At 72.6% G+C, this 16,850-nt stretch carries 22 protein-coding genes; 8 read left to right on the top strand and 14 right to left on the bottom strand.

All coding sequences use genetic code 11. The annotated features are described in order from the left end of the window. Positions 1–10 precede the first annotated feature (10 nt). A complete protein-coding gene (locus tag ACZ61C_RS09950; protein WP_465304915.1) occupies positions 11–799 on the bottom strand; it encodes an LLM class flavin-dependent oxidoreductase in 789 nt (262 codons plus the stop codon). A gap of 72 nt (positions 800–871) precedes the next feature. Here ACZ61C_RS09950 and ACZ61C_RS09945 point away from each other — a divergent pair, with 72 nt between their 5' ends. Then, the gene (locus ACZ61C_RS09945; RefSeq protein ID WP_465304913.1) at positions 872–1,648 is read left to right on the top strand and encodes an SGNH/GDSL hydrolase family protein; all 777 of its coding nucleotides are present in this window, start codon (positions 872–874) and stop codon (positions 1,646–1,648) included. Here the strand turns inward: ACZ61C_RS09945 and ACZ61C_RS09940 are convergent. The 6 genes from ACZ61C_RS09940 to ACZ61C_RS09915 form a co-directional block, all read right to left on the bottom strand. Then, on the bottom strand, positions 1,628–2,230 hold the full coding sequence (locus ACZ61C_RS09940; protein WP_465304911.1) for a TetR/AcrR family transcriptional regulator: 603 nt from the start codon (positions 2,228–2,230) through the stop codon (positions 1,628–1,630). The two genes, ACZ61C_RS09945 and ACZ61C_RS09940, sit on opposite strands and share 21 nt — an antisense overlap. Next, positions 2,214–2,687: an SRPBCC family protein gene (locus tag ACZ61C_RS09935; RefSeq protein ID WP_465304909.1), complete on the bottom strand. Its 474-nt coding sequence runs from the start codon at positions 2,685–2,687 to the stop codon at positions 2,214–2,216. The genes ACZ61C_RS09940 and ACZ61C_RS09935 overlap by 17 nt, the downstream gene beginning before the upstream one ends. Then, positions 2,684–3,004, bottom strand: coding sequence for a metalloregulator ArsR/SmtB family transcription factor (locus ACZ61C_RS09930; protein ID WP_465304907.1), 321 nt, complete (start codon positions 3,002–3,004; stop codon positions 2,684–2,686). The genes ACZ61C_RS09935 and ACZ61C_RS09930 overlap by 4 nt, the downstream gene beginning before the upstream one ends. Next, entirely contained in the window at positions 3,004–3,390 is a 387-nt protein-coding gene (locus ACZ61C_RS09925) for a VOC family protein (protein WP_465304905.1), read from the bottom strand. The genes ACZ61C_RS09930 and ACZ61C_RS09925 overlap by 1 nt, the downstream gene beginning before the upstream one ends. Positions 3,391–3,416: 26 nt before the next feature. Beyond that, positions 3,417–4,946 (bottom strand): FAD-dependent monooxygenase, encoded by a 1,530-nt coding sequence (locus tag ACZ61C_RS09920; protein ID WP_465304903.1) that lies wholly within the window; start codon positions 4,944–4,946, stop codon positions 3,417–3,419. A gap of 81 nt (positions 4,947–5,027) precedes the next feature. Further along, a complete protein-coding gene (locus tag ACZ61C_RS09915; RefSeq protein WP_465304901.1) occupies positions 5,028–5,642 on the bottom strand; it encodes a TetR/AcrR family transcriptional regulator in 615 nt (204 codons plus the stop codon). A gap of 77 nt (positions 5,643–5,719) precedes the next feature. Between ACZ61C_RS09915 and ACZ61C_RS09910 the strand changes: the two genes are divergently transcribed. From ACZ61C_RS09910 to ACZ61C_RS09900, 3 genes are all read left to right on the top strand, one after another. Beyond that, positions 5,720–6,202 carry a MarR family winged helix-turn-helix transcriptional regulator gene (locus tag ACZ61C_RS09910; RefSeq protein ID WP_465304899.1) on the top strand — a complete coding sequence of 161 codons (483 nt, stop codon included), beginning with the start codon at positions 5,720–5,722 and terminating at the stop codon, positions 6,200–6,202. Continuing rightward, a complete protein-coding gene (locus ACZ61C_RS09905) occupies positions 6,203–6,646 on the top strand; it encodes a hypothetical protein (protein WP_465304897.1) in 444 nt (147 codons plus the stop codon). It abuts the gene before it with no gap. A gap of 82 nt (positions 6,647–6,728) precedes the next feature. After that, positions 6,729–8,075, top strand: coding sequence for an MFS transporter (locus ACZ61C_RS09900; RefSeq protein ID WP_465304895.1), 1,347 nt, complete (start codon positions 6,729–6,731; stop codon positions 8,073–8,075). Between the two features lie 51 nt (positions 8,076–8,126). Here the strand turns inward: ACZ61C_RS09900 and ACZ61C_RS09895 are convergent, their stop codons facing one another. From ACZ61C_RS09895 to ACZ61C_RS09865, 7 genes are all read right to left on the bottom strand, one after another. Then, positions 8,127–9,494, bottom strand: a complete 1,368-nt coding sequence (locus tag ACZ61C_RS09895; RefSeq protein ID WP_465305623.1) for an SPFH domain-containing protein — start codon at positions 9,492–9,494, stop codon at positions 8,127–8,129. 88 nt (positions 9,495–9,582) lie between these two features. Continuing rightward, positions 9,583–10,071, bottom strand: coding sequence for an SPFH domain-containing protein (locus tag ACZ61C_RS09890; protein WP_465304893.1), 489 nt, complete (start codon positions 10,069–10,071; stop codon positions 9,583–9,585). Continuing rightward, the gene (locus ACZ61C_RS09885; protein WP_465304891.1) at positions 10,068–10,502 is read right to left on the bottom strand and encodes an NfeD family protein; all 435 of its coding nucleotides are present in this window, start codon (positions 10,500–10,502) and stop codon (positions 10,068–10,070) included. The genes ACZ61C_RS09890 and ACZ61C_RS09885 overlap by 4 nt, the downstream gene beginning before the upstream one ends. Positions 10,503–10,586: 84 nt before the next feature. Continuing rightward, on the bottom strand, positions 10,587–11,399 hold the full coding sequence (locus ACZ61C_RS09880; RefSeq protein ID WP_465304889.1) for a DUF3097 domain-containing protein: 813 nt from the start codon (positions 11,397–11,399) through the stop codon (positions 10,587–10,589). Then, entirely contained in the window at positions 11,380–11,934 is a 555-nt protein-coding gene (locus ACZ61C_RS09875; RefSeq protein ID WP_465304887.1) for a hypothetical protein, read from the bottom strand. Before ACZ61C_RS09875 ends, ACZ61C_RS09880 begins: the two co-directional genes overlap by 20 nt. An 82-nt stretch (positions 11,935–12,016) precedes the next feature. Then, positions 12,017–12,814, bottom strand: coding sequence for an SCO1664 family protein (locus tag ACZ61C_RS09870; RefSeq protein ID WP_465304885.1), 798 nt, complete (start codon positions 12,812–12,814; stop codon positions 12,017–12,019). Between the two features lie 2 nt (positions 12,815–12,816). Then, positions 12,817–13,392, bottom strand: coding sequence for a DUF3090 domain-containing protein (locus ACZ61C_RS09865; RefSeq protein WP_465304883.1), 576 nt, complete (start codon positions 13,390–13,392; stop codon positions 12,817–12,819). A gap of 76 nt (positions 13,393–13,468) precedes the next feature. On the opposite strand from ACZ61C_RS09865, the gene ACZ61C_RS09860 reads away from it, so the two are divergent. From ACZ61C_RS09860 to ACZ61C_RS09845, 4 genes are read left to right on the top strand one after another with little or no spacing between them, the layout of a single operon-like run. Beyond that, a complete protein-coding gene (locus tag ACZ61C_RS09860; RefSeq protein WP_465304881.1) occupies positions 13,469–15,391 on the top strand; it encodes an alpha/beta hydrolase family protein in 1,923 nt (640 codons plus the stop codon). Continuing rightward, positions 15,388–16,287, top strand: coding sequence for a S66 peptidase family protein (locus tag ACZ61C_RS09855; protein ID WP_465304879.1), 900 nt, complete (start codon positions 15,388–15,390; stop codon positions 16,285–16,287). Before ACZ61C_RS09860 ends, ACZ61C_RS09855 begins: the two co-directional genes overlap by 4 nt. Continuing rightward, a complete protein-coding gene (locus ACZ61C_RS09850) occupies positions 16,284–16,685 on the top strand; it encodes a TIGR03668 family PPOX class F420-dependent oxidoreductase (protein ID WP_465304877.1) in 402 nt (133 codons plus the stop codon). Before ACZ61C_RS09855 ends, ACZ61C_RS09850 begins: the two co-directional genes overlap by 4 nt. A 19-nt stretch (positions 16,686–16,704) precedes the next feature. Beyond that, on the top strand, positions 16,705–16,830 hold the full coding sequence (locus ACZ61C_RS09845) for a hypothetical protein (protein WP_465304875.1): 126 nt from the start codon (positions 16,705–16,707) through the stop codon (positions 16,828–16,830). Positions 16,831–16,850: the final 20 nt, after the last annotated feature.

Raw genomic sequence — 16,850 nt, 5'->3', positions numbered from 1 at the left:
ATGGTCGCCGTCAGCGGCCCAGGGCGGCGATCAGCGGACCGGGGTCGGGGTGGTCGGAAGGGCATTGCAAGATCACGGACGTCGCGCCGGCGGCGGCCAGCTCGGCGATCAGGTCGCGGGCGCGGTCGCCAAGGGCGGGCACGTTCGGTTCGATCTCCGTGAAGACGATAACCTGCGGCGCCGGCCGGCCAACGGCCTCTGCCGCCTCGGTGGCTCGAGCCGTCTCCGAAGCGACGTACTCCGGGGTGACCAGAAAGGAGTCCAGGAGCACGCCGTCGCCCACCTCGCCCGCCAGGGCGACCGTCTTCGGCCCGCGCGCCCCGACGACCAGCGGGGGCACCTGCTCCGGCGGCCAGTCCAGCGCCACGTTGTCGAGCTGCACGTACCGCCCGGTCACGCTGAGGGTCTCGCCGTGCAGCAGCCGCCGGACGGCGTCGGTGTGCTCGCGCAGCAACGTCATCGGGGACGCGGCCCGGGCGCCGACCTGCGCCATCCAGTCCAGCACCCCGTGCCCGACCGCCGGGACGAAGCGGCCGGGGAACATCCGCGCCAGCGTCGCGATCTCCATCGCGGCGAGCGCCGGGTTGCGCAGCGGCACCGGCAGCAGCCCGATCCCGACCGTGAGGCGTTCGCTCCACGCCAGCGCGGCCGCGGACGTCGTGAGGCCACCTTCGCGGAAGCAGTCCTCCCACAGCCAGAGCTCGTCGATGCCGGCCCGGTCGGCCGCGATCACGGTCTCCCGCAGCTCCTCGGGCGGCGACTGCGGACGGAACACCACACCCACACGAACATCGGCCATGTCCGTCACCGTAATCCACCCACGGCCCAGGGGTGTGATCCTTTTTCCCGGGCGCCTGCTTAGACTGCTGACATGAGCAAGCGCTTAGTGGTGGTGGGGGACTCGTTCACCGAAGGCGTCGGGGACGACGACCCGGCCGCCCCGAACGGCGTGCGCGGCTGGGCCGACCGCACCGCGGAACAGCTCGCCGCGCGCGAGCCGGGCTTCCGGTACGCCAACCTCGCCATCCGCGGCAAGCTCCTGCCGCAGGTGCTCGCCGAGCAGCTGGAGCCGGCGCTGGCGCTGGAGCCCGACCTCGTCTCCCTCTACGCGGGCGGGAACGACCTGATGCGGCCCAAGGTCGACATCGACGCGCTGCTCGGCGGCTACGAGACCGCGGTCGCCCGGATCCGCGCGACCGGCGCCCGCCTGATCCTGTTCACCGGGGTCGACGGGGTCGAGGACCCGCTGTTCCGCGCGATCCGCGGCCGGGTGGCGATCTACAACGAGCTCGTGCGCGGGATCGCGGACCGGCACGACGCGCTGCTGGTGGACCTGTGGTCGATGCGGCAGCTGTGCGACCGGCGGTTCTGGGCGCCGGACCGCCTGCACCTCAACGCGCTCGGCCACACCGAGGTCGCCATCGAGGTCCTGCGTGTCCTCGGCGTCGAGCACCCGCTGACCAACCCGGAGCCGGCGCCGCGGGTGGAGCTGAGCCCGGCCGAGCGTCGCAGCCAGAACCTGCAGTGGGCGCGCGAACACGCGCTGCCGTGGGTGCGGCGGCGCGTCAAGGGTGAGTCCTCCGGGGACACGCTCACCCCGAAGCGCCCGACGCTGGAGCCGGTCGGCTCAGCGCCGGTCCCCCGCTGACGGGCGAAGGCCGTCGAACATGATCGTCACGGCCCGGTCGCGCAGGTGCGCGTCCTTGGCGTATTCGGCGGCTTTCGCGACCCCGATGATCACGGTGATCAGCTCGCCGACGACGAGGTCCTTGCGCACCGCGCCGGCGTCCTGCGCTCGTGACAGCAGCACCCCGAGGGATTCGAGCAGCCGGGCGCCGATGTCGGACTTGGAGACCGGCACGGTCACGCCGGCCGCGGTGAGCGCTTCGAAGTAGGCGTTCTTGGCGCTGGACATCTCGATCCAGCTGGTCAGGAACGCGAAGAACGCTTCACCGGGGTCCGCCGAGTCGGCCGCGACGACGGCTTCGGCTTCGTCGACGAACCGGCGCAGCCGCGCGACCAGCACCGCTTCGAGCAGGGCTTCCTTGGTCGGGAAGTGCCGGAAGACGGTGCCGATGCCGACCCCGGCGGCACGGGCGACCTCTTCGGTGGGCGCCCCGGTGCCTTTGGCGGCGAACACGCTCTCGGCCGCCTCCAGCACGCGCGCCCGGTTGCGCCGGGCGTCGGCGCGCAGCGGTTTCGGCTCAGCGGGTTCAGCGGCGGCGCTCACCACTCGATCGTAACGGGGCCGGATCGGGCAGGGTGTCCAGCAAGCGGGCGAGCGCGCGCGGCACGTGGGAGCGCCAGCCGCCGCCCATGATCCGGCGCGAGACGCGCTGGAACTCGTCGTCCGGGTCGAAACCTTCGTGGCTGAGGAAGAGCCGGGTGCCGTCACCCTCGGGTTCGAGCCGCCAGGTGACCGTCCACTGCGGACCCCAGCGGATGCTCAGCTTGCGCTCGGGCACGACCTCGAGGACCTCACACGCCACCGGCCCGCCGGCGAACCCGGCCGCGGGCACCGGCTCGGCCAGCAGCTCGAACCGGTGCCCCACCACCGGTTTGATGTCGTTGGGCATGTTCATCCAGCGTTCGAGCAGGTCCGGCTCGGTGAGCGCGCGCCACACCTTGCGGGCCGGGTGGGCGAGGAACTGGTCGACGTGGATGGCGGTCGGGTCGTCGTCGGTCACAGGTCCTCTTCCTCGTCGAGCAGGTCACGCAGGTTGGTGAGCTTGGTCCGCCAGAAGCGCTCGTACGGCGTGAGCCAGTCCGCGACTTCTTCGAGCGGCGCCGCGTCCAGCCGGTAGACGCGGTTGCGGCCCTGACGCTGCTCGGCGACCAGACCCGCCTCGCGCAGCACCCGAAGGTGTTCCGAGAGGCTGGGCCGGGCCATCGCGAAGCGCTCGGCGATCGCGCCGGCGGCCATCGGGCCGTCCAGCAGCAGCCGCAGGACCTGCCGCCGCGCCGGGCTGGCCAGGGCGGCGAAGACGTCGTCGTTGACCGGCATCAGCTCGGCACGTTGCCGAAGTCCGACGGCTCCAGCAGGCCGAGGGTGTGGCCGTCGACGTCGGTGAACGACGTCGCGCGGCCCCACGGCCGGTGGTCCGGGTCGGCGACCTCGACCCCGGCGGTCCGCAGCGCGGCGACGTCGGCGTCGAGGTCGGTGGTCTGCAGCTGGAAGTGCCGCGGACCCGGCTCCATGCCGGTGACCGGCTGGTCGGTCAGCACGATCCCGGTCTGCGCGCCCTTCGGCGCGACCATCACGAACCGGCCGCCCTCGGGCGTGCGGCGGTCGACGAGCGCCTCGAAGCCGAGCTTGCCGACGTAGAAGTCGCGCGCGCGGGCGTGGTCGGCGACCGGCAGGGTCAGGAACTGCACGTGGGTGATCGTCATGCCCGCGACCATACGTAGGATATCTCCTACATGTCAACGGGGCTGCCGAACCACCGTTCCAGCGCGATCCGCAGCGTCTTGCGCTCCCCCTCGTCCGGCTCGGCCGAGCTCGACGCCCAGGCGACGTACCCGTCGGGACGCACGAGCAGCGCGGTGGCGGGCGCCGACGCCTTACCCGTGACGACGTCGACGCGGTCGGTCCAGCCCGTCAGCTCGTCGCCCAGCGACGCGCTCGTGGTGAGGTCCAGCAGGAGCGGCCGGGCGGTCCGCGTCAGCTCGGCCAGCCGGGTCCCGTCGTCGAGCACCAGGTCCGGGGCCCAGCGGCCGTCGAGCGGGTGATCGGTGCCCGGCGGGTACCGGACGTCGGCGCCGGACATCAGGTCCGCGATGTGCTGCACGGTGCTCGGCTGCCGGAGCAGCTCGCCGAACAGCTGCCGCAGCGCCGTGACGTCGCCGCCCGGCGCGATCAGCGCGGACTGGGCCTGGGTGTGCATGACCACCCGCTCGGCGACCGGCCGCCGTTCGCTCTCGTAGGTGTCGAGCAGGCCGGCCGGAGCGTGGCCGCGGACCTCGGAGGCGAGCTTCCAGCCGAGGCCGACGGCGTCCTGCAGCCCGAGGTTGAGCCCGGGGCCGCCGATCGCGGAGTGGACGTGCGCCGCGTCGCCGACCAGCAGCACCCGCCCCTCGCGGAAGCGGTCGGCGAGGCGGGTGTTGCGGCCCCGCAGCCGGCGCAGCAGGCGCAGCCCGTCACCCTCGGGCGGGCCGAGGGGCAGGTCGAAGCCGAGCACCCGGCGGATGCTCGCGCGCTGCTCGTCGAGCGTCATCGGGACGTCGTCGTCGGTGTTGTCGTCGTCGGTCCACTCCATCGTGGTGACGAGCGGCCGGCCGGGGAACGGCGCGAAGACGAAGAGGCCGGTTTCGGTGCGGTAGTGGAAGAACGGCGGGACGACCCCGTGGCCGGGCACCTTTAGGCCGCCCGACACCGGGTCGACGAGCTCCGCGGGCACGGTGGCGCTCGAGCTGTAGGAGATGGTGCGGTCTTCGGTGACGCCGGGGAAACCGATGCCGGCGAGCTTGCGCGTGACGCTCTTGCCGCCGTCCGCGCCGACGACGTAGCGCGCGGTCACCTCGAGGGGCCCGTCCGGGCCGGTGACCTGGACGGTCACCTTCTCCCCGTCCTGGGTCAGGCCGGTCAGCTCGTGGCCGCGCCGGATCTCGACACCCAGCTCGGTGGCGCGTTCGGCGAGCATCGCCTCCACCTGCCGTTGCGGCACCCCGAGGATGGTGAGCGAGTTGTACTCGGTGAGGGTGAGGTCCAGGCGCATCGCGCCGAAGACAAAGGCGGGCACGGGCGGGCCGATCGGGCCGGCGAGCCGCTCGTGCAGGCCGCGGCGGTCGAGCAGGCGCACGACCTGGCCGACGAGCCCGTTGGCGCGGTTCTCGGGGGCCGGCTCGGGCAGCCGCTCGAAGACCAGCGGGCGGACGCCGGCGAGGGCGAGCTCGCAGGCGAGCAGGAGGCCGGTCGGGCCGGCTCCGGCGATGACGACGTCTTCCATGGCGGAACTCCTTGCGGTGGCAGGAAAAGGGCACGACGAACCAGCCCGGCGGGTGCCGGGCGCCCCAGTTTTCTCAGTGGTTCAGCGCGGTTCGGGCAGGCCGGCGGCGAGCCGGCCGAACACGTCGCGCAAGAGCTCGTCCATCGGCGGTGGTGGGTCGGCGCGGAGCCATTCGCAGGTGACGACGTTCAGCGCGGCGCCGACCACGCCCGCGACGAGCTGCGGGTAGAAGTCGACGGCGCCGGTGCGTTCGGCCACGACGCAGGCGATCTCGGCTTCGGCCGCCGCGGCGGCTTTCTGGAACTCGGTCTGCAGCGCGGGTTCGGCGACCATCAGGCGGAGCCCTTCGACCCACGACGGGTCCGCCGGGCGCCCTCGGTCGACCGGCTCGCCCAGGGCGAACCCGGCCAGGGTGGCTTCGGTGACGGCGTCCCAGATCGGCTCGCCGGCCGGGCGCTCGCGCAGGGCCGCCGCGATCGCCCGGGCCCGGTCGTGGTGGCGGGCGGCGACGGCTTCGCCCTTGCTGCCGAAGTAGTTGCTGAACGTCCGGGTGGACACCCCGGCCTCGGCGGCGATGTCCTCGATCCGGACGTTGTCGTACCCGCGTTGCACGGTCAGCCGGATCGCCGCCCAGCTCAGTGCGATGCGCGTCTGCTGCTTTTTGCGCTCCCGGAGCCCGGCGCCGTCGGTGTCCATGAACTCAAGGTAGCAAAACTTGCAGAGTCTGCAACATTGCAGACTCTGCAAGTTTGCCGCTGTGGTAGTTTCGTTTCGTGTCGCAACGAAACGAAGCAGGCGAGCTGGCCCGGGCGGTGATGGAGCTGATCGACCAGGGCCACCGCCGGATCTCCCGGCGTCTCGACCTGACGCGGGTGCGGATCCTTCGCCTGGTCGGCGAGCGGGGGCCGGTGCGACCGGGCGCGATCGCGGCCGAACTCGGGCTCACCGCGTCCGCCACCAGCCGGCACCTGACCGCGCTGGAGCAGGCCGGGCAGGTCACCTTCGAGCCGGACCCGGACGACCAGCGCACGTTCCTCGTCCGCCCGACCGATGCCGGCCGGGCGGACATCGACGCGACCGTCGAGGCGGGCGCCCGGGTGTTCGCCGAGGTCATCGCCGACTGGCCGGCCGAGGACGTCGCCACCGCACACCGGCTGATCACCCGCTTGAACGAGGCGTGGGCCGCCCGCGTCGACCCGCCCCACCCGACACCCGGCCCGCGCTGGCGCCGGGCTCACCGGATCGAGGAGAGCTAGATGACCCTGACCACCACCCGGGTGCCGGCCGTTGTCCAGTGGGCGCGGGGTTTGCTGGCCTTGGTGGCGCTCAGCCACCTCGTGGTGCCGATCGTCATGGTGGCCGGCGAGGGCTCGCTGCGGGATGTCATCGCCGGCCAGCATCCGGACTTCGGAGCAGCGGAGGTGGCGCGTTCGGCCGACATCGCCGTTGTCTCCGCGGCGGTCTTCCACGGCGTGTTGCTGCTGGTCTGCCTGCTCCTGGTGGTGAAGCTGGCCGGGGCGCGGCCGTGGACGCGTCGCCTGACGACGGTGTCGCAGCTGCTGTCGGTGGTGTTCAGCGTCTTCTCGTGGTCGTCGTCGCCGATGTTCCACGCGGTGATCCCGGTGGTCGGCGCGATCCAGGTCGCCGTCGTGGTGCTGCTGTGGGCGCCGCGGGCCGCCCGGCGGTTCTTCACGCGTTAGCCACGATCACGGTCATCGATCGCCGAATTCGTCGACGGACGTCACACTGTTGTGTGACATCAGTCACCGGAGGTGTTGCGAGATGGTCCTGGGAGACAACGGCGTCACTCACAAGGTGGAGCCGGACAGCAAGACGGGGCGAGTGCAGGTACGGCGTGCGGCGCTGGCGAGCGCGATCGGCACGACCATCGAGTGGTACGACTTCTTCCTCTACAACACCGCGGCCGCGTTGGTCTTCCCGCACCTGTTCTTCCCCGCTTCGAGCGCGTACGCGGGGGCGATGCAGTCGTTCGCGACGTACGCGGTCGGCTTCGCGGCCCGCCCGGTCGGCGCCGCGATCTTCGGGCACTGGGGCGACCGGATCGGCCGCAAGACCACGCTGATCGTCACGCTGCTGCTGATGGGCATCTCCTCCGGCGTGGTCGGGATGCTGCCCGGCACCGCGGCGATCGGGTTCGCCGCGCCGCTGATCCTGGTGCTGCTGCGGCTGGTCCAGGGCATCGCGATCGGTGGTGAGTGGAGCGGCTCGGTGCTGCTGGCGATGGAGTGGGGCGACCAGAAGAAACGGGGCCTGCTCGGCAGCTTCGCCCAGATCGGCGTGCCGGTCGGGCTGGTGCTCGGCACCGGCGGCATGACGCTGCTCTCGGCGGTCCTCTCCCCCGCGGCGTTCGACTCCTGGGGCTGGCGGCTGCCGTTCCTGGCGAGCCTGATCCTCGTCGCGGTCGGCCTGGTGATCCGGCTGAAGATCCTCGAGACGCCGATGTTCGCGAAGCTGGTCGAGAGCGGCAAGACCGCGAAGACGCCGGTGCTCGACGCGATCCGCCACCACTGGCGCGAGATCCTGCTCTCGGCCGGCGTGCGGTTCAGCGAGCAGATGCCGTTCTACCTGTTCACCAGCTACGTGCTGATCTACGTCGTGGCGCGCGAAGAGTTCAGCAAGACGTTCGTGCTCAACGCGGTGCTCGTCGGCGCGGCGCTGGAGCTGCTGATGATCCCGTTCTTTTCGCAGCTGTCCGACCGGTACGGGCGCAAGAAGGTCTACCTGTCCGGAGTGGTGCTCACCGGCGTGATCGCGTTCCCCTACTTCGCGGTCCTGACCAGTGGTGGCCACGCGCTGGTGTTCGTCATCGTGGTGGTGTCGTTCATCCCGCACGCGCTGCAGTACGGCCCGCAGGCGGCGCTGATCGGCGAGAGCTTCCCGACGCACCTGCGCTACGGCGGCGCGGGGCTGGGGTACCAGCTGGCGTCGGTGTTCGCGGGCGGCCCGGCGCCGCTGCTGGCGACGTGGCTGCTGCACCAGACCGGGACGCCGTACTCGATCTCCGGCTACATCGTGCTGTCGGCGGTGGTTTCGGTCCTGTGCGTGATCTGGCTGAAGGACCGGTCCAAGGTGGACATCGACGACGCGAGCGTCTACCAGCGAGCCTGAACGCCGTGAAGGCCTCCCACCGCGTGGTGGGAGGCCTTCACGGCGTTGACGTCAGCGGCGCGGGCCGCCCTGGGGGCCGCCGAACGGGGGCTGCTGCGGGAACGGCCCGCTGCCCGGGTTCTGCTGCGGTCCGCCGAACTGGCCCGGCGGCGGGGACTGCGGCGGCGGGCCCTGGTACTGGCCACCCTGCGGCGGGCCGGCCGGCGGCTGCTGCGGGGACGGGGACTGCGGCTGGGGCAGCCCGCTCTGCGGTGTCGACGGCTGCTGCGGCGCCGGCGCGACCTCGGTGCCGCGCTCTTCCTCCGCCTCTTCCAGTTCCGGCGCCTGCTGCTGCGCCGGGCGCGGGATCTGCGGCCGCGCGGGCGGCGTTCCGGTCGCGACGCCGAGGGCCGGGACCTCCTGGCGTGCCACGGCTTCCGCCGCCGCGACCGCCTCGGCGACCTTCGGGTCGCTCTTCGTCTCGAACCAGCTGGAGACCTCTTCGTCCTCGAGGTCGGGCTTGGCCGGGACGTCGTCTTCCTTCGGCGGCTCGTAGCGGAACACACCGTCGTCGCCGGGGGCGCCGAGCGCGCGGGCGAAGCCTTCGAGGGCCTTGCCGTAGTCGCTCGGGATCATCCAGACCTTGTTCGCGTCGCCCTGCGCCATCTGCGGGAGCGTCTGCAGGTACTGGTAGGCCAGCACCTCCGGCGTCGGGCGGCCGGCCTTGATCGCGGCGAACACCTTCTCGATCGCCTTCGCCTGGCCCTGCGCCTGCAGGTACCGCGCGGCGCGCTCACCCTGGGCCCGCAGGATCCGGGACTGCCGCTCGGCCTCGGCCGCGAGGATGGTGGCCTGGCGGGCACCTTCCGCGGAGAGGATCTGGCTCTGCTTCTGGCCTTCCGCCGTCTTGATCGCGGACTCCCGCTGGCCTTCCGCGGTGAGGATCATGGCGCGCTTCTCACGGTCGGCGCGCATCTGCTTCTCCATCGAGTCCTGGATGGAGGGCGGCGGGTCGATCGCCTTGAGCTCGACGCGGCCGACGCGGATGCCCCAGCGGCCGGTCGCCTCGTCGAGGACCCCGCGCAGCTGCGTGTTGATGGAGTCGCGGGAGGTCAGCGTCTGCTCGAGGCTCATGCCACCGACCACGTTGCGGAGCGTGGTGGTGGTCAGCTGCTCGACACCGACGATGTAGTTGGAGATCTCGTACACCGCGGCACGCGAGTCGGTGACCTGGAAGTAGACGACGGTGTCGATCGAGACCGTCAGGTTGTCCTCGGTGATCACCGGCTGCGGCGGGAACGAGACGACCTGCTCGCGCAGGTCGATCCGGGCGCGCACCTTGTCCAGGAACGGCACGAGGATGTTCAGGCCGGGCGAGGCGACCGTGCGGAACCGGCCCAGTCGCTCGATCACGGCCGACTGCGCCTGCGGCACGACCATGACCGCCTTGGCGATCGTGATGATCACGAGCAAGGCCAACACGATGACCAGGCCGATCACAAATCCGGTCAAGAGCTCTTCCCCTTACCTAGTACCATTCTTGCGCGGTTGACGGCGGTCCGGGCGCCGCGGGCGGGCGCACCGCGAGCTTGAGCTCCCGCGTGGTGACGCCCCAGCGTCCGGTGGTGTCGTGCAGGACCGTCCACACTGTACGGTGCAGGTCCCCGGGCGCGGCGACGGCGCGCTCGGCCGTCGTGAGCCCGGCTTCCTGCCGCAGCGCGGTGCGGGCCAGCTGTTCGATCGCGATGGCCGGGTTGGTGGTTTCGTACGTCGCCCGGCGCGGGTCGGTGACCGCGAAGACGACTTCGAAGCCGATGTGGACTTCCTGCCCGTCGCCGGTTTCGACGGCGTGGGGCGGGGCGGACAGGATCTGCTCGCCGAGGTCGACGCGGGCGCGGACCCGGTCGGCGAACGGGAGCACGAAGTGCCGGCCCGGGCCGAGCACGGCGCGGAACCGCCCGCCGCGTTCGATCACCGCGGCCCGGCCCTCGGGGACGGTGACGAGGCCCAGGCTCACGGCTCGGCCGACACGACGGCGGTGGCGCCGGAGATCTCGACGACGGTGACGGAGGTGCCGGGCGCGATCGGCTCGTGGGCCTCGGAGAGACTGCGGGCGGACCAGACGTCGCCGGCCAGCTTCACCTGCCCGGCCTCGAAGTCCACTGTGGACACGACGACGGCGCGGGCGCCGATCAGCGCGTCGATGCCGGTCCGGTGCGACGAGCCGGCGAGCAGCCGCCGCTTCAGCGCGGGTCTCACCAGCATCAGCATGCCGACGGACGCGACGGCGAACACCGCCACGTCGATGAAGACGTTCCCGGTGATGACGTCGGCCCCGGCGCCGAACAGCGCGCCGATGCCCAGCATGATCAGCACGAAGTCGCCGGAGAGGACCTCGGCGATCACGAGGGCGATGCCGACGATCAACCAGACCAGTGCCCAAGACATGGCTTAATGCTCTCAGATCGCGCCGGTTCGCACCGGCACAGTGACTTGAAGTGACCTACGCGTGACCTTGGACAAATCAGACATTCAGGCCTCTTCCGTCGACTCGGTGACGAAGTCGATGAGCCGTTCCACGGCCCCGATGAGCGGGGTCTCGAGGTCGCGGAAACTGCTCACCCCGCTCAGCACACGTTGCCAGCCTTCAAAAGGTTGCCCCCAGCCGAGCGCGTCGCAGATCCCCTGCTTCCACTCGGTGCCGCGCGGGATCTTCGGCCACGCCCGGATGCCGACCGCCCCGGGCCGCACGGCTTCCCAGACGTCGATGTACGGATGCCCGGTGACCAGCACGTTCTCGTCGTGGATCGCGCCGACGAGCCGGGACTCCTTGCTGCCGGAGACGAGGTGGTCGACCAGCACGCCGAGGCGCCGGCCGGGCCCGGTGCCGAACTCCGCGATCCGGTCGGCCAGGACGTCGACGCCGTCCAGCGGCTCCACGACGACCCCTTCGACCCGCAGGTCGTGGCCCCAGACGCGTTCGACGAGCTCGGCGTCGTGCTTGCCCTCCACCCAGATCCGCGAGTCGCGGGCGACGCGGGCCTGCAGCCCCTGGACCTTGACCGACCCGGACGCCGAAACCTGCCTGACCGGCGCCTTCACCGTCTTGACCGGCACGAGCGTGACCGGCTTGCCCTCCAGCAGGAACCCGGCGGGGGCCAGCGGGAACACGCGGTGGCGGCCCTTGCCGTCTTCGAGCACGACGTTGCCGTACTCGATCTTGATCACGGCGCCGCAGAACCCGCTGGCCGGGTCCTCGACCACCAGGCCGGGTTCGGCCGGGACCTCCGGCACCTTCTTGCGGCGCGGGCCGGCGAGCACGTCGTCATAGGAATGGGAGCGCACGGCCAGCGACGCTAGTGGCCCGGGCGACCCGGGCGGGTGACGCCACGCCGGTCAGCGCGCCATCTGCAGGACGGCGTCGGTGAACGGCGACGGTTCGCCGCGCCGCAGCGGCCCGAGGGCGACCAGCGGGGCCATCGCGACGCACCAGGCCCGGACGCGGTCGGCGTCGAAGCCCGCCACGTGCGGGGCGAGCGCGGCGAGCCCCGTCGTCGATCGTGCCGCCCCTGGCCATCGGGACGAACATCCAGTCGACGGCGTCGAGCGACGGGTCGCCGAACCCCGCGCGCGGGTCGATGGCGACGATGCCGCGGCCGCTGGTGAGGACGTTGGCGGGGTGCAGGTCGTCGTGCAGGAGCGAGACCGGCCCGCTGGTCGCGAGTGGCCGGAAGGGACCGGTGGGCTCGACGGAGTGGAGCTGGTCGAGCAGGTCGCCGACCTCCGCCCACGGGATGTCACCGTCCAGCTGGGCGCCCGGGACCAGGCCCTCCAGCAGGATCGCGTTCGCGCCGAGGTCCGTGTCGAGCACGTTCACCACGCGGGGACGATCGGCCCACGCGGCGAGAGCTGCGGCTCCGCGCCGAAGCGGTTGACGAGCCGGGCGCGGGCGGCGTCGTCGATCAGAACAATGGCCACGGGATGGCCCGCCAGTCGTCGCCGGGCTCGGGGAAGATGCCTTCGGCCAGCAGCACGTCGGTGCGTTCGGCCAGCGCGCGGATCTCGAACTTCGTGATGTGTTCGGCCAGCGTCGTGCCGAGGCCGCCGTCGAGCTCCGAACGCAGCTTGCGCAGCTTCTCGACGGTGTCCGGCGGCACCGGCTCGCCGATCCAGCCCCACAGCACGGTTCGCAGCTTCGGGTCGGTGTGCAGGCAGATGCCGTGGTCGACGCCGTAGACCCGCCCGTCGACACCCGGGAGCAGGTGCCCGCCCTTGCGGTCGGTGTTGTTGACGACGATGTCGAGCGCGGCGAGGTCGCGCAGCCCGGGGTGGTCGGCGTGGGCCAGCACCGCGGGCTCGCCGAGCCGGTCGTGGGCGTGCAGCACGACCCGCCAGCCCTCGGGGACCTCGTCGGGCGGGAGGACCTCGACGACGTCGTCCTCGGTGGTCTCGACCCACAATTGGACCATGCCGGGGCCGAACGGGCCGTCGCGCAGCACGGTCGGCGGGATCGCGCCGAGGCCGGCGGCGTCGGCGACGATCGCGGTGGCGACCTCACGCCCGGCGAGCGTGCCGTCCGGGAAGTCCCACAGCGGCCGCTCCCCCGACACCGGCTTGTACACGACGCGCCCGGTGACGCCGTCGAGCTCGATGGCGCAGAAGAGCGTGACGTTGGAGGCGTCGACGAGCCGGCCTTCGACGTCGATGCGGCCGTGGGTGACCAGCTCGCGCGACGCCGGGTCGGCCGGGGTGTCGGCCATGGTCAGTCTTCGCCCGCGTCGGTGTCGCGCCGGTAGCCGTTCTGCCGGGGGCAGATGTGCCCGGCCGGGTCGAGCGGCTCCCCGCACAGCGGGCACGGCTTGCGGCCGGCGTTGACGACCCGGTCGGCCCGCTCGGCGAACGCGCGGGCGGCGGCCGGGGTGAGGAAGACGCGGACGGCGTCCGGGCCTTCCTCGGTGTCGTCGAGCACGACCGTCTCGTCGACCTCGCCTTCGGTGATGGCGAGCAGCTCGACGACGACCGCGCTGCTGTCGGCGTCCCAGCCCAGGCCCATGGTGCCGACCCGGAACTCCTCCTCGACCGGCACGGTCAGGGGGTCGACGTCGACGAGGTCGTCGGGGACGTCCTCGGGCACGTCGGCGCCGAAGCGGCTGGCGACCTCCTCCAGCAGCGAGCTGAGGCGTTCCGCGAGGACGACGACCTGCTGCTTTTCGATGGTGACGCTGATGGTGCGCACGTCCTCGGAGGCCTGGAGGTAGAACGTGCGATCGCCGGGCTCGCCGACGGTGCCGGCGACGAACCGATCCGGCTGGCGGAAGACGTGGATTACGCGAGACATAGCACCGACGACCCTAGGCCACCGGCGCATGATCGGCATCCGCCGCCCCACCTTCGCGGGCCGCTAGCCTCTGGGGGTGTCTCGGATCGCCCCGTACGGAACCTGGTCTTCGCCCATCACCGCCGCCGCCGTGGCCGCCGCCGGCGGCGGCCCGCAGTGGCTCGACGTCGTCGGGGACGAGGTGTGGTGGGCCGAGGCGCGGCCCGGTGAGCAGGGCCGGGTCACCCTGGTCCGGGCGGTGCCGGGCGGCACCGAGGACGTCCTGCCGGCGCCGTGGAGCGTCCGCAACCGGCTGCACGAGTACGGCGGCCGTCCGTGGGTGGTCGCCGGGGGTGTGGTGGTGTTCACGCACTGGGCGGATCAGCGGGTTTACGCGGTGAGCGAAACCGGTGTGGCGCCGCTGACACCGGAGCCCGCGCGGCCCCAAAGCGTCCGCTACGGCGACCTCCGGGAGGGCCGGCCGGGTGAGGTGTGGGCGGTGCGCGAGCGGTCGGTCGGCTCGCGTCCCACCGACGTCGAGCGGGAGCTGGTGTCGATCGCGCTGGACGGCGGCGCCGAGCGGGTGCTGGCCGCGAGCCACCACTTCCTGACCGTGCCGAAGCTGGCGCCGGACGGGCGGCACGCCGCCTGGTTCGGCTGGGACCACCCGGCGATGCCGTGGGACGGCACCGAGCTGTGCGTGGCTCCGGTGGCCGGGGACGGCTCCTTCGGGCCGCACCGCGTCGTGGCCGGCGGCCCGGACGTCGCCGTGTGCCAGGTCGAGTGGGAGACGGCCACGACGCTGCTGGCCCTGCTGGACCCGGACGGCTGGTGGAACCTGCACCGGATCGGGCTGGACGGCTCGGTGGTGAACCCGGCGCCGGTGGAGCGGGAGCTGGGCGGGCCGCTGTGGAAGGCGGGCTCGCGGTGGTTCGTCCCGCTGGGCGGCGGCCGCCACGCGGTACTGGTGGCGGGCCGGCTGGCGGTACTCGACGAAGCGGACGGCTCGGTGACGCCGGTCGCCGAGGAGCTGACGGCCTGGTCGAGCACCGGGTTCGCCGCGCACGGCGGCGGGGTCGCCGGGGTCGCGGCCGGTCCGCTGCGCGAGTCCGCCGTGGTCCACGTCGCGCTCGGCAGCGGGGAGCTGACGGATCTGACGCCGCAGCCCGAGCTGCCGGCGGCGTTCCTGCCGGTGCCGCAGGAGCGGGTGTTCACGGCGGCGGACGGGGAGCCGGTGCCGGTGGTGCTGTACCCGCCGGCGAACCCGGAGTTCGCGGCGCCCGCGGGTGAGCTGCCGCCGGTGTTGGTGCACGTCCACGGCGGCCCGACCGGGCAGCACCAAGCGACGCTGGACCTGGAGATCGCCTACTTCACCAGCCGCGGCCTCGCCGTCGCGGCGGTGAACTACGGCGGGTCGACCGGGTTCGGGCGGGCTCGCCGGGAGCGGCTGCGCGGCCAGTGGGGTGTGGTCGACGTCGCGGACTGCGCCGTGGTGGCCGAGGCGCTGGTGGCGGCCGGGCTGGCCGACCGCGACCGGCTCGCGATCCGCGGCGGCAGCGCGGGCGGGTTCACCGCCGCGGTGGCGCTGACGACGACGAAGACCTACAAGGCGGGCACGGTGATGTACCCGGTGCTGGACCTGGCCGACTGGGCCGGCGGCGGGGGTGAGACCCACGACTTCGAGTCGCACTACCTGGACGGGCTGGTCGGGCCGTTGCCCGCGGCGAGACAGCAGTACGTCGAGCGCTCGCCGCTGGCCAACGCCGCCACCCTGGCCGGGCCGGTGCTGCTCCAGCAGGGCCTGGAGGACCGGATCTGCCCGCCGCAGCAGGCGGACCGGTTCGTGGCGCGCCTCGCCGGCCTTGGGATGCCGTACGCCTACCAGCGGTTCCCCGGCGAGCAGCACGGGTTCCGGCAGGCCGCGACGATCGAGGCGGCCCTGGCGGCGGAGCTGTCGTTCTACGGCCAGGTGCTCGGGTTCGAGACGCCGGACGTCGCGCGGCTGGAGCTGCGGCGATGAGGCCGCCACGCCTGCGTGCGGGCGACACCCTGGCGCTGGTCGCACCGGCCGGCCCGGTGCCGGCGGACCTGCTGGAGAAGGCGTTGCCGGTGCTGCGCGGCTGGGGCGTCGAGGTGCGGGTCGGGCCGTGCGTGACGGCCGAGCCGGGGTCGCCGCCGTACCTGTCCGGTTCGGACGCCGCGCGGGCGGCGGAGTTCACCGAGGCGTGGCTGGACCCCGGTGTCCGATGTGTCCTGGCCGCGCGTGGCGGTTACGGCGTGCAGCGGATGCTGGACCTGGTGGACTGGGCGGCGCTGCGGGAAGCGGGCCTGAAGGTGCTGGCCGGGTCGTCGGACGTCACCGCGCTGCACCGGGCGGTGAACGTCCACTTGGGACTGTCCAGTTTGTTCTCGCCGATGCCGGCGAGCGTGCTGTTCGACGACTTCGCGGTGGAGCACCTGCGGCGGTCGCTGTTCGAGCCCGAGCGGAACCTGGTGGTGCGCGGCGGTTCGCCGCTGGCGCCGGGCCGGGCGTCGGGGGTCTTGACGGGCGGGAACCTGTCGCTGCTGGCGGCGGGGCTGGGGGCGCCGGAGCAGGGGTCCGCGCGGGACGCGGTGGTGCTGCTGGAGGACGTCACCGAGAGTGTGTACCGGCTGGACCGGATGCTGACGCAGCTGCTGCGCAGCGGCTGGTTCACCGGGGTGCGAGGGATCGTCCTGGGTTCGTGGGCGGCGTGCGGCGCGCCGTCGGACGTGCGGGCGCTGCTGCTGGAGCGGCTGGGGCCGCTGGGGGTGCCGATGGTGGAGGAGTTCGGGTTCGGGCACGTGGCGTCGTCGCCGACGCTGCCGCTGGGGGTGCCGGTGACGCTGGACGCGGACCTGGGGACGCTGACGTTCGACTCCCCCGCGCTGACATGACACCGGACGAAGCTCGTTCCCGGTTCGCGGCGGCGCGGGTGGCCCGGCTGGCGACGGTGTCGGCGGCCGGGGTGCCGCACCTGGTCCCGGTGACCTTCGCGGTGCGCGGCGACGAGGTGGCGTTCGCGGTGGACCACAAGCCGAAGTCGACGGTGGCGCTGCGGCGGCTCGCGAACATCGCGGAGAACCCGGCAGTGTGCTTCCTGGCCGACGGCTACGACGAGGACTGGTCGCGGCTGTGGTGGGCCCGCGCGGACGGTTCGGCTCGGGCCCTGCCGCCGGGCGCGGAGCCGGTTTCGTGGCTGGTCGCGAAATACGAGCAGTACGCGGAAAGGCCGCCGGAGCACGCGGTGGTGGTGACGGAGGTCCATCGGTGGAGCGGCTGGGCGGGCGCCTGAAATCGGCTGGGTGCAGTTCATGTACGCCGAACCGCAAGAGGCCTGGTTCGTCGAGCTGACCGACGTCACGTCCGGCGACGTGATCGTGACGGGGGTCGTGCAGAAGGTCGCGGAGGAGATCGCGCGCAGCCGCCCGGCCCAGTAGTGGAGGTGGCCGAGATCGGG

It is taken from the genome of Amycolatopsis sp. NPDC104587 (genome assembly GCF_055583645.1).
Note: the sequence above shows the minus strand (reverse complement) of the source record. Positions and strands in the feature narration are given on the sequence as shown.

What these genes read in the sequence shown, in the direction of transcription:
- ACZ61C_RS09950 (WP_465304915.1), bottom strand. Translation starts at nt 799, where the DNA reads ATGGCCGATGTTCGTGTGGGTGTGGTGTTCCGTCCGCAGTCGCCGCCC.
- ACZ61C_RS09945 (WP_465304913.1), top strand. Translation starts at nt 872, where the DNA reads ATGAGCAAGCGCTTAGTGGTGGTGGGGGACTCGTTCACCGAAGGCGTC.
- ACZ61C_RS09930 (WP_465304907.1), bottom strand. Translation starts at nt 3,004, where the DNA reads ATGCCGGTCAACGACGACGTCTTCGCCGCCCTGGCCAGCCCGGCGCGG.
- ACZ61C_RS09925 (WP_465304905.1), bottom strand. Translation starts at nt 3,390, where the DNA reads ATGACGATCACCCACGTGCAGTTCCTGACCCTGCCGGTCGCCGACCAC.
- ACZ61C_RS09920 (WP_465304903.1), bottom strand. Translation starts at nt 4,946, where the DNA reads ATGGAAGACGTCGTCATCGCCGGAGCCGGCCCGACCGGCCTCCTGCTC.
- ACZ61C_RS09915 (WP_465304901.1), bottom strand. Translation starts at nt 5,642, where the DNA reads ATGGACACCGACGGCGCCGGGCTCCGGGAGCGCAAAAAGCAGCAGACG.
- ACZ61C_RS09905 (WP_465304897.1), top strand. Translation starts at nt 6,203, where the DNA reads ATGACCCTGACCACCACCCGGGTGCCGGCCGTTGTCCAGTGGGCGCGG.
- ACZ61C_RS09900 (WP_465304895.1), top strand. Translation starts at nt 6,729, where the DNA reads ATGGTCCTGGGAGACAACGGCGTCACTCACAAGGTGGAGCCGGACAGC.
- ACZ61C_RS09895 (WP_465305623.1), bottom strand. Translation starts at nt 9,494, where the DNA reads ATGGTCGTGCCGCAGGCGCAGTCGGCCGTGATCGAGCGACTGGGCCGG.
- ACZ61C_RS09885 (WP_465304891.1), bottom strand. Translation starts at nt 10,502, where the DNA reads ATGTCTTGGGCACTGGTCTGGTTGATCGTCGGCATCGCCCTCGTGATC.
- ACZ61C_RS09870 (WP_465304885.1), bottom strand. Translation starts at nt 12,814, where the DNA reads ATGGCCGACACCCCGGCCGACCCGGCGTCGCGCGAGCTGGTCACCCAC.
- ACZ61C_RS09865 (WP_465304883.1), bottom strand. Translation starts at nt 13,392, where the DNA reads ATGTCTCGCGTAATCCACGTCTTCCGCCAGCCGGATCGGTTCGTCGCC.
- ACZ61C_RS09855 (WP_465304879.1), top strand. Translation starts at nt 15,388, where the DNA reads ATGAGGCCGCCACGCCTGCGTGCGGGCGACACCCTGGCGCTGGTCGCA.
- ACZ61C_RS09850 (WP_465304877.1), top strand. Translation starts at nt 16,284, where the DNA reads ATGACACCGGACGAAGCTCGTTCCCGGTTCGCGGCGGCGCGGGTGGCC.
- ACZ61C_RS09845 (WP_465304875.1), top strand. Translation starts at nt 16,705, where the DNA reads ATGTACGCCGAACCGCAAGAGGCCTGGTTCGTCGAGCTGACCGACGTC.